The following is a 12,584-nucleotide window of genomic DNA, read 5'->3' as shown; positions in this document are numbered from 1 at the left end:
TATATACTTCATCTTTTGAATCAGATTCAGTATAAACCGCTAATAATATATATTCTGATATAAGAAATAGTATAAAAAAATAAAAATCATCTGATTATTGAAACACTGAATACTATCAGCCTAATATTTTTTATAAATATCAGCATATATACTAAATATTTTTGCTTGATTATTTAATGTTTTCAATGAAGTAATCGATAAAAACTCTAAGTTTTGCTAAATTCCTATTTGACTCTGGGTAAAGAAAACAAAATTGCCATGTATGATTATTAGAATATTCAGGTAAGATTTCTACCAATTTATTACTCTGCAACTCATTCTGCACCGCAAATCTAAATAAATGTACAATTCCACAACCATTCAACGCAAGAACCTTAGTCGCAAGAATGCTGTCAAACACTTGTATCTGGTTCGAATAATGAAAATCCCTCTTTGAATGATTATCTACAGAATTCCATAAGAATTTTTTGTTATTTTCGCTAATGCTGAAATTGATACACTGATGATTTTTAATATCTGAAGGCGATTGTATCATGCTGTTGTTAGACAAATATTCAGGACTAGCAAACAGACCGGATGTAGCATCATGCAATTTTTTTTTAATTAAAAAGGGCTCAAGTTTGGTCTCAGGCTGAATCAACCTCACTGATAAATCATAAGTTTCAGCCACAAAATCAATATTTCGATTAGTTACATGAAAATCTAGCTTCAGATTTGGATATAGTTCACAAAATTTATTTAAATATGGCGCCATTTTATAGTTAAAAAAACTTTCTGGAACACTGATTTTTAGTCTTCCAGCTACAGACTCTTTTTGTAGTTTAAGCTCTCGCTCAACACTGATTAATGATTCTAAAATTTCAGAGCATTTTTTATAATAAATTTTCCCCTCTGGTGTTAATTTGATTTTACGTGTATTTCGACTGAATAATTCAATACCAATCCTTTCTTCAAGCCTTTTAATAGAGCGGCTAACAGCAGCAGGTGTAATATTCAAATACTCAGCAGCAGCTGAGAAATTTTCATTTTCAGCTGCTACTAGAAACAGTTCAAGACTAGCTAAATTCATACCCTGTAAATGGTTTTTCATTTCAACAACTAAATATCTGCTTGATTTTTACGCATATAGAGATTATTCATTATTAATGCTATAAGCGTAATTACCATTCCCAAAACTTCAATATACGAAACATGATGCCCTTGCAAAAGGCCAACAATATACGATATAACGGGTACCAAATTAACAAATAAAACTCCATTGATTGTGCCTAGCGCTTTAATGCCTGCATTCCAACTGATAATCACTAAAGTAGTTATAACCAAAATAAAAATATCAAATTTACTGGCTGCCATTGCCTGAAAATTTGGATAACTGGCGTAACCTAATAATGTTGCCGCTATAGTAATGAATATTATACTCAATGTTCCTAAGGAAGAGCTTAACGCAGTAACACGTAAAGCACTCCAGCCACATACTGAAATCATAATATTGGCAAAATAGGTATATATTACCCAGCAGATAGTGGCCGCCAATAGTAGCAAATCGCCGATAAAGCTAGATGAAGCCCTCAAATGACTAAAATTACCATTAGTAATTACCAAAACAATACCAGTAAAAGCTAATAGCATGCAGAAACTAGTTTTAGAATCGGGGAAGCTACGATGAATAATGCATGTTAGCGCAAGCGATAATAAAGGCATCAGAGCTAATATAATCGTTGCATGTTCTGCTGAAGAATAACCTATTCCAATAAACGTGAGAAAATTTAGTCCTGCAAAGCCGATACTTCCAAAAAACCAGAGTAACAAGGTTTTACCTTCAGTTTGATAACTTTTTTTACCTTCTAGAATGATTAAAATCACACTGACAAGCACTGCCCCCAAAACATAACGAATGAAAGTAAGATAATAGCCATCAATACCTGAAGATACGGCATGTTTGGATGCGGGATACATAATTCCCCAGCCAACTACCGTAATCAATAGATATACAATACTTTTGCAACTAAATTGTCTGTTAATACCCATGTCTTTTATCCTGAAATGAATTGTATTGCATATTGTTATAATTCATTTCAAGTAAAAGAACATTATAGAGCGAGTAATAAGTCTTGTTACATAAAGTAACATCAGACAACATTAAGATCCAGAAAACCAACAATAGGTTTGTAATTGATTCAGATAAGCGTATATCGAATATACATTTAATTGCATCTCTCGCTACTCAATTGCTTACAGATTCATAACCGGCGGCTGCACCAGCATCAGCACTATCGGCAAGGTAATCAAGCTTAATACCGTACTGAAAAAAGTAGCAGAAGAAACTAGTTGTGGTTTGGTGTTGAACTGTACAGACATCAATGTGGTATTGGCTGCTGTCGGCATGGCAGCAAGAACAATTAATATTTTTTTCGCCATCAGGTCTAGCGGCATAAAGTACACCAGCAGCACAGCCCACAAAGGCGATACTATCAATCGGAGTATCAACGCAAAGCTTATTTTGGGCAGTTCAATCTGCTTAATATGTAATGTAGCCAGCTGCATACCCAAAATAAGCATAATAACTGGAATGGAAGAATCTCCTATCATTCCTACAGCCAGCAGTATTTCTTTACTGAGTGGAATATGCAGTATCTGAAATATCAAACCCAACAAAGCACCATGTACAATCGGCATGCGTAAGACTTTTTTCAAAACCGTGCGCTGGCTGATGCCTTCAACATCATTGCTGCCTTTTGCTGCAAAATAAGTGCCTAATGTACTCATAACAAACTGTTGCAGTACCATCAGAATCACAGCGATATCAAAACCGGCACTCCCGAAAAATACCAGAATCACCGGTGTACCATAGTTTCCATTATTCATAAAACATGATGCCAAAATCAAGGCGCAATTATCCTGATTGCGGTAATGACAAATTTTCGACCACAGATACACCAGCACAATCAGTCCGATACACAAAATCAATACATAGAAAGCATAATAAGCATAAGCAGAAGTAAGCTGATGGCTGTAAAACGTTTTGAAGGCCAGAAAGGGAGAAAGGATATACAAAGACATTTTCGATAATCCGGCTATATCGAATTTAAGGATTTTCTGACCAATGAATCCAGTAACAAAAATTCCGAAAACCGGTAATAAAATCATCAGAAAATGCATAATCTATCCTTACCGATAAACAGATATCGGATTGTCAATATGTCTGAAGAATTTTAGAAATTCTTAATCAGGCAGCTCTCGTACACAATGGCAGCAATGTGACTATGGTTTAAAACCAGTTAACCAGATAATCTCGCCACAGCGCCAGCACCCATAAAATTGCCAGTAGTAACATGGTTAATAATTGAGCAGCCGATGCTGTATCTTTAGCCCGTTTGGCCAGCGGATGTTTTGCCAATGAAGTATGGTCGACAGCTGCTTCAATAGCCGTATTAAAGAGCTCTACAATCCAGCTTAAAAACGAAGCCATAATTAAAACCATACGCGTCAGGATGCCAAAATCCAATACAAAAACCAGCACAATCAAAATTCCATTTAACCACAACAGCTGACGAAAAGCCGATTCGCTGCAAGCCGCTTTCAAACCAGCCAGAGAGTAACCATAGGCGTTGAATATGCGGCGTATACCGGTTTTACCTTTAATAGTATTGGCATACTGCTTATTATTTTCCGGCATGATAATATTATTGTCCTTTTGAAATCGGATATGGCTGCACAAGATTTTTTAAAGCGGGGAACCATATAAACGTGCAGCTTCTTCAACAGCATCGGCAAATATAGCAGCCACATCACAGTCAGTTTGCTTGCTAATTTCTTGAAAACCAGTCGGACTGGTAACATTGATTTCCGTCAGATAATCACCAATCACATCCAGTCCAGCCAGCAGAATACCTCTGCGTACCAGTTCCGGAGCCAATGTTTCAGCAATTTGCCTATCTCGTTCACTCAGTGGCTGCGCCACGCCATGGCCACCTGCAGCCAGATTGCCTCGTGTCTCGCCCTGCTGTGGAATACGTGCCAATGCATAGGGAACAACTCGCCCACCAATAATTAATATGCGTTTATCGCCATGAACAATTTCTGGAATATAACGCTGTACCATAATTGTACGGCTGTCTAAACGCATCAGCATTTCCAGAATACTGCTGATATTCGGGTCATTCTGCTGCAAGCGGAAAATCCCCATACCCCCCATACCATCCAGCGGCTTAATAATGATATCGTGGTATTCATGCAAAAAAGCACGCACATCTGCTGCACGGGTAGTGACCAAAGTCGGAGCAGTAAACTCTGTAAAATCTAAAATAGCTAGTTTTTCATTAAAATCGCGCATAGCCTGCCCGCTGTTATAAACACGGGCACCTTGTTTGGCGGCTAAAGTCAGCAGTTGAGTCGCATATAAATACTGCATATCAAACGGCGGGTCAGTACGCATGATCACTGCATCAAAACTGTTAAGCCGATATTGCTGTTGAGACAAAGGACTAAACCAGCAGTGGTCATGATCATCTCTGGCTTCGGTAAAGCCAAATTCGCTAGCCTCTGCCACAACATATTCTTGCTGCACACTTAGCTGACTGGCTAATGTGTGAAACAATGTCCAGCCTCGTTCAGCCATTTCCCTCATCATGGCATAAGTGGTGTCTTTATAAATTTTGAAGCCAGCCATTGGGTCGGCTATAAACAGGATTTTCATTATGTTTACCTACAGATAATTTAACCGGCTCAAAATCTACTTACAGCCGGTTAAACCAGTACTTTATTTTAATGAACGAATGCCTACTGCTTCACGTACTTCCTCTAGCAGCGGTTTTGCCTGTGCACGCGCTTTTACCGCACCTGCCTGCAAAATATCCTCAATCAATGAGGGCTCTGCCATCAGCTGAGTAAATCGCTCACGCTTTTCAGCCAGCTCTTCATTGATTTTTGTTGCTAGCATTTTTTTAGCTTCGCCCCAAGCCAGACCTTCAGCAAGCATCTGAGTAAAGCTGCTCGTTTCTGTCGGTGTAGAGAAAGCTTTATAAATATCAAACAGGGGGCTTTCATCAGGCTGTTTCGGTTCGCCCGGTTCTTTCAGATTGGTAACAATCTTATTTACCGCTTTCTGCAATTTCTTTTCCGGTTCAAATAATGGAATGGTATTACCGTAACTTTTGCTCATTTTTCGGCCATCCAGACCAACCAATGTTTCCACATTGTCATCTATTTGAGCTTCGGGCAAAGTAAACAAAGGCTTGAAACGATGATTGAAACGGCCTGCTATATCACGCGCCATTTCCAGATGCTGAATCTGATCACGCCCTACCGGTACCTTATCGGCATTAAATATCAGAATATCTGCACTCATGAGCATCGGATAACAGAAAAGCCCCATTTCAATGCCGTGATCTAGGTCCTCCTGCCCTTTTTCAGCATTTTCCTGTACGGCTGCTTTATACGCATGGGCACGGTTCATTAGCCCCTTAGCTGTATTGCAGGTCAGAATCCAGTTCAGTTCCATTACTTCGGGAATATCAGTCTGACGGTAAAAAGTTGTACGCTCAGGGTCAAGGCCACAGGCCAGCCATGTTGCAGCCACAGCTTTGGTTGATTCATGAACTTTTTCCGGATCATGACATTTAATTAAAGCATGATAATCAGATAAAAAAAGGAAAGATTCCACATCTGGATTCTGGCTCGCCTGAATAGCCGGACGAATGGCACCCACATAATTACCAAGATGTGGTATGCCGCTGGGTGTAACACCAGTTAAAACGCGCGTTTTTTTCATTATGAATCGTACTTTATGAAATTAATATTATTTTGAAACAAAATTTTCTGCTTACTCTAAATTACGTAGCAGTGAGAAAGTCTGAATAATAGAAGTAAATCAAACCGCTATTTCAGGCATATTTTCCAGCTCTATAGCTGCAGCCAGCAACGATAATCTGGCCAGCACACCATACACATAAAGACGGACACTTTCACAATCACTGGCCTGACTAACATTCTCTGTCTGCACGATACCCAATTGTTCCCATGGCTGAAATTCGCGTTTGCTAGCAGCATCTTCTTCCGTAATTTCAGTTTCCGGTGAGACAATATTGCAGTGCAATGGCACAAAATGCATACCCATAGCATTCAGATTTTCGTCTGGTCCGCGTCCCTCATGCACACGGTAAAAGCCACCGATTACAAACCGGTCCATCATATAAACCACAGGTTCTGCGGTAGCACCATGCAGTGTTTCATAAGTATAAATACCTTCCTGAACAATCACTTCACTGACTTCCAGACCTTCTTTGATTTTAGCCATTTTATTGCGTTTTTTGCGATTGAGGCCACGCACCTCATCTGCCGAATGAACGCTCATCACCCCCATACCATAAGTACCGGCGTCGGCTTTAACAATCACAAACGGTTTATCCTGAATGCCCAGTTCATCATATTTATTCTGAATGCGTTGTAAGAGACGTTCCACAGTATCTGCTAAACGGTTTTCACCTTCGTGGCTGGCAAAATCTAAACCACTACATACTTCATAATATGGATTAATCGTCCACTCATCTATGCCTGCCAGTTTGGCAAACTCTGCTGCCACCTGATTATATGCATGAAAATGAGTACTTTTTCGCCTCGTGGTCCAGCCTGCTTTTAATGGTGGCAATAGTTTCTGTTCCAGCCCCTGAAGAATATCTGGTACGCCTCCTGACAAATCATTGTTCAGCAAAATCATACAAGGAGTGAAACCATCTGCTAGCTGTAATCGATTACCCTGCCGCAATACTGGCTCGAGTGTAATGTGGTCACCAAGCGCCGTTTCCAGTGTGGTAATCTGAGTAATTTCGGGATTAATTGTACCAATTCGCACATTTAATCCCACATGACGCAATATAGAATAGAGTGCGTAAACATTTTGCAGATAAAAAGTATTGCGCGTATGGTTTTCAGGTATCATCAAAACAGACTGTGCTTCTGCACAGGCACGTTCCACTGCATCCTGTGCCGCTACAGAAGCCAAAGGCAAAAAAACAGGATTCAGGTTATTAAAACCACCCGGAAACAGATTCATGTCAATACTGGCAAGTTTATATCCGCTGTTACGAATATCCACCGAACCGTAAAAAGGAGCGTGGTGATGTCGCCATTGGGTACGAAACCATGATTCAATCTGCGTCTGTTTGGCTAAAATTGCCCGTTCAAAATTCTGCAATTCCAAGCGATGCGCTGCGGCCACATCAGGTAAACTCATATTTCAGTCCTTTCTACATATATATGCTGCATTACTTAGTGCATATAGTGGTCATTATTATAACAACAAACGCCAGATTAACAGAAAACAGCAACTATAATCGTTTTCACACAGACATTCAGGACATCTACACTTGCAAAAAAATAGACAATAAGTCCAAAAATATTCATTTAATTACATTCAAATCTGAATATTTTATATTTTTAGACAAAATGCTTGTAAATCCTTCTTAACAGTATTAAGATGCTTCACACATAAAACATAACAAAACAAAGCTAGTACAATGAAAGCACAAACCCTGTATGAAAAATTGTGGAATAGCCATATTGTCCAACAACAGGCTGATGGCACAGTTTTACTCTATATCGACCGCCATCTAGTACATGAAGTCACCAGCCCGCAAGCTTTTGAAGGACTGAAGCTGGCTCATCGGCCATTGTGGCGCGAGCAAAGTATAGTTGCTACTGCTGATCACAACACCCCTACAGACCACTGGGACAAAGGCATCACCGATCCAATTTCCAAGCTTCAGGTCAACACACTGGATAAAAACATACACGATTTTGGTGTAGAAAAATATTATCCTTTCAAAAACATCAATCAGGGTATCGTGCACGTAGTTGGCCCTGAACAAGGCGCCACTTTACCAGGTATGACAGTAGTCTGTGGAGATTCACACACGTCCACCCATGGTGCTTTTGGTGCGCTGGCTCATGGCATCGGTACATCAGAAGTAGAACACGTCATGGCCACACAGTGTATTACTGCCAAAAAATCAAAAACCATGCTTATTGAAATTACCGGCAAGCTAAAACCTTGTATAACCGCCAAAGATATTGCTTTATATATTATTGGCCAGATAGGTACTGCCGGAGGCACTGGTTATGCAATTGAATTCGGCGGTGAAGCAATCCGCAATTTATCAATGGAAGGTCGAATGACCCTATGCAACATGGCCATTGAAGCAGGGGCACGTTCAGGCCTTGTAGCAGTTGACCAAACCACAATCGATTACATCAAAGACCGCCATTTCGCACCTAAAGGTGAATTATGGGAGCAGGCTGTTAGTTACTGGAAAACGCTGGTCTCAGATGCAGGGGCCAGCTTTGATAAATCTTATCATTTTAATGCGGAAGACATCGATCCACAGGTCACATGGGGAACCTCACCAGAAATGGTAATTGCAGTAAATCAACAAGTGCCCGACCCTGACGCAGAAACGGATCCAGTAAAACGGGAGGGTATGCAGCGGGCACTGCGATATATGGGCTTAACTGCCGGTACACCCATTAATGAAATTCCAGTTGATGTTGTATTTATTGGTTCATGCACCAACGGAAGAATTGAAGATTTACGCATTGCTGCCCAAGTAGCGAAAGGACGACATAAGGCAGATAATGTTAATCGGGTATTAATAGTACCCGGCTCAGGAAGAGTCAAACAACAAGCTGAAGCAGAAGGGCTGGATAAAATTTTTACAGCCGCAGGTTTTGAGTGGCGTGAACCAGGCTGCTCAATGTGCTTGGCTATGAATGCAGATCGATTACAGCCACATGAACGTTGTGCTTCAACTTCCAATCGTAACTTTGAGGGCCGTCAAGGCAACGGCGGTCGCACTCATCTGGTCAGCCCTGCCATGGCAGCAGCTGCAGCAGTCACTGGCCATTTTACTGATGTGCGACACATATAAAGTGAATAACTTGCAGTTTTAAGCCAGCAAGTGCATGATAAGCATGTAGTTCTGATTGAATGTGTTAATTATTATCTTTGTTGAAGGAGTAAAGCATGAAAAAAATGTTGTTAATTGCTGCAATGGTTATGGCTGTACTCTCTGGTTGTCACACAATTCATGGCGTAGGACAAGACGTCCGTGCTGGGGGTCAGCATCTGTCCAACGCAGCTAGTCGATAATATTACAAGGATAAAACCATGAAAAAACTGATGCTCTTAAGCGTTGCCATTGTTGGTTTTCTGGCTGGTTGTCATACAGTTTCCGGCGTTGGTCGTGATATTTCTGCCGGTGGTCAGGCAGTAAGTAATGCTTCAGACAACGTACGCTCAGAAATGTAACTGCATGCAAGCCCGACAGGGCTTGCACTAAATTCAATCATTAACTACACATACTGTATCACCCGCATGAAATCTTTTACAACTCTTACGGCTCTGGTAGCACCGCTTGACCGCGCTAATGTAGACACAGATGCCATTATTCCTAAACAGTTTTTAAAATCAATCAAACGCAGTGGTTTCGGCCCAAATGCTTTTGATGAGTGGCGTTATCTTGATCACGGTGAACCGGGTATGGACAACAGCAAACGTCCCTTGAATCCGGATTTTGTACTCAATCAGCCACGTTATCAGGGTGCACACATTCTGCTGACCCGTAAGAATTTTGGTTGTGGTTCAAGCCGCGAACACGCACCATGGGCTCTAGATGATTACGGTTTTCGTGCCATCATTGCACCATCTTTTGCAGATATTTTTTTCAACAACTGCTATAAAAACGGTCTATTACCTATAATTTTGCCCGAAGAAGTAGTGGATCAACTTTTTCATGAAGTTACTTCTCATGAAGGCTATCAGCTCAGCATCAATCTGCCCGAACAAACCGTTACCACACCCAGCGGTCATCATTACTATTTCGAGATCACCGAACACCGCAAACATTGTCTTCTCAATGGTCTGGATGAAATCGGTCTGACCTTGCAACATGCGGATGCTATAAAAGCCTATGAAAGCAGCCACAAACAACAGCAACCATGGCTGTATCAGTCCTGACTCCATAGAAACCTGTTTCGTTTTCATACACTAAAAATAAATTATTACTGAGTGCCAATCAGTGGCAGTCAGACAACATTCAGAAAGAATAAAATGAGTAAACACCTTGCTATTCTTCCGGGGGATGGAATCGGTCCGGAAATTATTGCTCAGGCCGTCCGTGTTTTAGACAAACTGATTGCAGAAGGACTAGATGCAGATTATCAATATGCTCCATTAGGGGGAGCTGCCTATGATGAATACGGCCATCCTTATCCAGAATTTACTCAAAAAATCTGCCGCGCTGCAGACGCAGTGTTGCTTGGTGCAGTCGGTGGTCCACAGTACGACGGCCTTGAACGCCCACTGCGTCCCGAACGCGGACTACTTGCCATCCGAAAAGATCTCAACTTATTTGGCAATCTACGTCCAGCCATACTCTATCCTGAGCTGGCCAATGCTTCTACCCTAAAACCAGAAGTAGTATCTGGTCTAAATATTTTGATTGTGCGTGAACTAACCGGCGATATCTATTTTGGCGAACCACGCGGTATTCATACACTACCAAATGGCGAACGCGAAGGTATTAACACCATGCGTTACAGCGAAAGTGAAATTCGCCGTATCGGTAAAATTGCCTTTGAGGCAGCACAAAAACGCAATAAAAAACTTTGTTCAGTAGATAAGGCCAATGTATTGGAAACCACCGAGTTGTGGCGTGAAATCATGACCGATATGAATAAAGATTACCCTGATGTCAGCCTTAGCCACATGTATGTCGACAATGCAGCCATGCAACTTGTAAAAGCACCTAAGCAATTTGACGTTATTGTCACGGGTAACATATTTGGTGACATTCTTTCCGATCAAGCTTCTATGCTGTCCGGTTCCATAGGTATGCTCCCTTCAGCATCGCTCAACGAAACAGGTAAAGGCATGTATGAACCGTCACATGGTTCTGCACCCGATATTGCTGGCAAAAATTTGGCCAATCCGCTTGCCACCATACTTTCACTAGCCATGCTGATGCGTTACAGCCTAAATAATGAGCAAGCCGCATTTAGAATCGAACAAGCAGTAGGCAAAGTATTGGCACAAGGGCTACGTACTGGTGACATCTATGAAGAAGGTTGCCAGCGTGTTTCATGCAGCCAAATGGGTGATGCTGTACTGGCTGCACTATAAGTCAATTGCACAAGCGCTTCAAATTACGTATATTTAACTTAACAGAGTATTCCAACCCTCTGTTAAGTTATTTTTTGTACAGCTGTTTTCTTTACTGAAATCGAATATCTTGAGCTACCGTTTAATACAACCAGCACAACATCAAACTACAGACCTGCCTGCCGGCAGCTTGCCCGCACATCATGTTGGCTGTCCTTGCTGTGGCTTGTCATTAACCATTCCTGCTCTAATACCTGGCGAATCTGCCGAATGTCCGCGCTGCCAGCAGCGACTGGTTCGCATAGAAACCCACCCTCTTGATACTCCGATAGCCTTTGCCATCGCCTCATTAATTATCATGACAATTGTATACACACAACTGTACATGACCATAGACATGCTTGGCATTCATGTTGACCTTACCATTCCCTATATAATGGGTACTTTAGCTCAGCAGGACTATTCAATACTGGCAGAAGTAATGTTTTTTCTCACTTTTGGTTCACCAGTTCTGTTTCTACTGCTGTGCCTGTACGTATATACCGGACTGCGTTATCAGCAAGTTCTACCTGGCATGCTGTACGCCACAAGGACACTAGTGCGCCTGCGCCATTGGATTATGATAGACGTGTTTTATATTGCCACACTGGTGTCATACATTAAAATCAGCGCCATGGCACAAATGCATTTTGGATTGGCATTCTGGTTTATGATGGTTTTAGCTATTCTACTGATTCGCACTTCTCAAGGCGTACCTGAACATTGGATTTTTTATCAGATACAGCGACTTACCGGAAACGATCCTACCAGACAAATCTTCAGCGACCACACCATTAATTGCAATTACTGCTTGTTTGAACAACCAGATACCCAAAATGTCTGCGGCGTGTGTGGCTCTTATCTGAGCCGGCGCAAACCTCTCAGCCTCAGTATCAGCATGTCCTTTTTATTGGCTGCCATTATTTTCTATATTCCGGCCAATTTATTACCAATGATGATCACTCGTTCTCCAGGTACCAATCTTGCCAGCACCATTCTTGATGGTATCGAATACATGTGGAGTGATGGAGATGTATTTATCGCCGTCGTTATATTCAGTGCCAGTATGGCCATTCCTGTGCTTAAAATCATTTCTATGCTGATACTGCTTTATTCAGCAGCCTATCACCCGCTGATGTCCCCTCGCCGTTTAACCATTCTATATCGCATTACTGAATCAATTGGACGCTGGTCTATGATTGATATCTTTGTAGTAATCATACTGATGTCCGCATTCTCTACACCACTTGCCCACGTAGCGCCGGGTTCAGCTACCATATATTTCTGCGGCGTAGTAATCCTGACCATGGTCTCGGCACTTAGTTTCGATCCACGCTTAATCTGGGATGATCAAAACAACAAGCCCAGCATTAAAACAGCGCAATAAGGCATA

The 12,584-nt window shown here is 41.4% G+C and carries 13 protein-coding genes; 6 read left to right on the top strand and 7 right to left on the bottom strand.

The features are described 5' to 3' along the window. Positions 1-169: 169 nt before the first annotated feature. From J3U64_RS07295 to gshA, 7 genes are all read right to left on the bottom strand, one after another. Positions 170-1,090 carry a LysR family transcriptional regulator gene (locus J3U64_RS07295; RefSeq protein WP_267408774.1) on the bottom strand — a complete coding sequence of 307 codons (921 nt, stop codon included), beginning with the start codon at positions 1,088-1,090 and terminating at the stop codon, positions 170-172. A gap of 8 nt (positions 1,091-1,098) precedes the next feature. After that, a complete protein-coding gene (locus J3U64_RS07290) occupies positions 1,099-2,028 on the bottom strand; it encodes a DMT family transporter (RefSeq protein WP_267408773.1) in 930 nt (309 codons plus the stop codon). Positions 2,029-2,232: 204 nt separating this feature from the next. After that, entirely contained in the window at positions 2,233-3,159 is a 927-nt protein-coding gene (locus tag J3U64_RS07285) for an AEC family transporter (RefSeq protein WP_100141283.1), read from the bottom strand. Positions 3,160-3,268: 109 nt separating this feature from the next. Next, positions 3,269-3,676 carry a diacylglycerol kinase gene (locus tag J3U64_RS07280; protein WP_100141284.1) on the bottom strand — a complete coding sequence of 136 codons (408 nt, stop codon included), beginning with the start codon at positions 3,674-3,676 and terminating at the stop codon, positions 3,269-3,271. Between the two features lie 48 nt (positions 3,677-3,724). After that, entirely contained in the window at positions 3,725-4,699 is a 975-nt protein-coding gene (gene gshB, locus J3U64_RS07275; RefSeq protein ID WP_267408856.1) for a glutathione synthase, read from the bottom strand. A gap of 60 nt (positions 4,700-4,759) precedes the next feature. Further along, a complete protein-coding gene (gene trpS, locus J3U64_RS07270) occupies positions 4,760-5,770 on the bottom strand; it encodes a tryptophan--tRNA ligase (protein WP_100152044.1) in 1,011 nt (336 codons plus the stop codon). Between the two features lie 99 nt (positions 5,771-5,869). Continuing rightward, positions 5,870-7,231 (bottom strand): glutamate--cysteine ligase, encoded by a 1,362-nt coding sequence (gene gshA, locus J3U64_RS07265; protein WP_267408772.1) that lies wholly within the window; start codon positions 7,229-7,231, stop codon positions 5,870-5,872. Between the two features lie 283 nt (positions 7,232-7,514). Between gshA and leuC the strand changes: the two genes are divergently transcribed. The 6 genes from leuC (at position 7,515) to J3U64_RS07235 (ending at position 12,578) form a co-directional block, all read left to right on the top strand. After that, positions 7,515-8,921 (top strand): 3-isopropylmalate dehydratase large subunit, encoded by a 1,407-nt coding sequence (gene leuC, locus J3U64_RS07260; RefSeq protein WP_267408771.1) that lies wholly within the window; start codon positions 7,515-7,517, stop codon positions 8,919-8,921. Positions 8,922-9,016: 95 nt separating this feature from the next. Beyond that, the gene (locus J3U64_RS07255; RefSeq protein ID WP_100141289.1) at positions 9,017-9,142 is read left to right on the top strand and encodes an entericidin A/B family lipoprotein; all 126 of its coding nucleotides are present in this window, start codon (positions 9,017-9,019) and stop codon (positions 9,140-9,142) included. An 18-nt stretch (positions 9,143-9,160) separates the two neighbouring features. Then, positions 9,161-9,301, top strand: a complete 141-nt coding sequence (locus J3U64_RS07250) for an entericidin A/B family lipoprotein (protein ID WP_100141290.1) — start codon at positions 9,161-9,163, stop codon at positions 9,299-9,301. 66 nt (positions 9,302-9,367) lie between these two features. Next, the gene (gene leuD / locus J3U64_RS07245) at positions 9,368-10,009 is read left to right on the top strand and encodes a 3-isopropylmalate dehydratase small subunit (RefSeq protein ID WP_100157110.1); all 642 of its coding nucleotides are present in this window, start codon (positions 9,368-9,370) and stop codon (positions 10,007-10,009) included. Between the two features lie 93 nt (positions 10,010-10,102). Beyond that, a complete protein-coding gene (gene leuB / locus J3U64_RS07240) occupies positions 10,103-11,173 on the top strand; it encodes a 3-isopropylmalate dehydrogenase (RefSeq protein WP_267408770.1) in 1,071 nt (356 codons plus the stop codon). 109 nt (positions 11,174-11,282) lie between these two features. After that, entirely contained in the window at positions 11,283-12,578 is a 1,296-nt protein-coding gene (locus J3U64_RS07235) for a paraquat-inducible protein A (protein ID WP_267408769.1), read from the top strand. The last annotated feature ends 6 nt before the right edge of the window (positions 12,579-12,584 follow it).

Origin of the sequence: Snodgrassella sp. B3800, from assembly GCF_026535865.1 — a bacterium.
In the GTDB taxonomy this organism is placed as follows: domain Bacteria; phylum Pseudomonadota; class Gammaproteobacteria; order Burkholderiales; family Neisseriaceae; genus Snodgrassella; species Snodgrassella alvi_E.
Note: the sequence above shows the minus strand (reverse complement) of the source record. Positions and strands in the feature narration are given on the sequence as shown.

Excerpts from the sequence above, each read along its gene's own strand:
- J3U64_RS07295 (WP_267408774.1), bottom strand. The coding sequence starts at position 1,090 with ATGAAAAACCATTTACAGGGTATGAATTTAGCTAGTCTTGAACTGTTT.
- J3U64_RS07290 (WP_267408773.1), bottom strand. The coding sequence starts at position 2,028 with ATGGGTATTAACAGACAATTTAGTTGCAAAAGTATTGTATATCTATTG.
- J3U64_RS07285 (WP_100141283.1), bottom strand. The coding sequence starts at position 3,159 with ATGCATTTTCTGATGATTTTATTACCGGTTTTCGGAATTTTTGTTACT.
- J3U64_RS07280 (WP_100141284.1), bottom strand. The coding sequence starts at position 3,676 with ATGCCGGAAAATAATAAGCAGTATGCCAATACTATTAAAGGTAAAACC.
- trpS (WP_100152044.1), bottom strand. The coding sequence starts at position 5,770 with ATGAAAAAAACGCGCGTTTTAACTGGTGTTACACCCAGCGGCATACCA.
- gshA (WP_267408772.1), bottom strand. The coding sequence starts at position 7,231 with ATGAGTTTACCTGATGTGGCCGCAGCGCATCGCTTGGAATTGCAGAAT.
- leuC (WP_267408771.1), top strand. The coding sequence starts at position 7,515 with ATGAAAGCACAAACCCTGTATGAAAAATTGTGGAATAGCCATATTGTC.
- J3U64_RS07255 (WP_100141289.1), top strand. The coding sequence starts at position 9,017 with ATGAAAAAAATGTTGTTAATTGCTGCAATGGTTATGGCTGTACTCTCT.
- J3U64_RS07250 (WP_100141290.1), top strand. The coding sequence starts at position 9,161 with ATGAAAAAACTGATGCTCTTAAGCGTTGCCATTGTTGGTTTTCTGGCT.
- leuD (WP_100157110.1), top strand. The coding sequence starts at position 9,368 with ATGAAATCTTTTACAACTCTTACGGCTCTGGTAGCACCGCTTGACCGC.
- leuB (WP_267408770.1), top strand. The coding sequence starts at position 10,103 with ATGAGTAAACACCTTGCTATTCTTCCGGGGGATGGAATCGGTCCGGAA.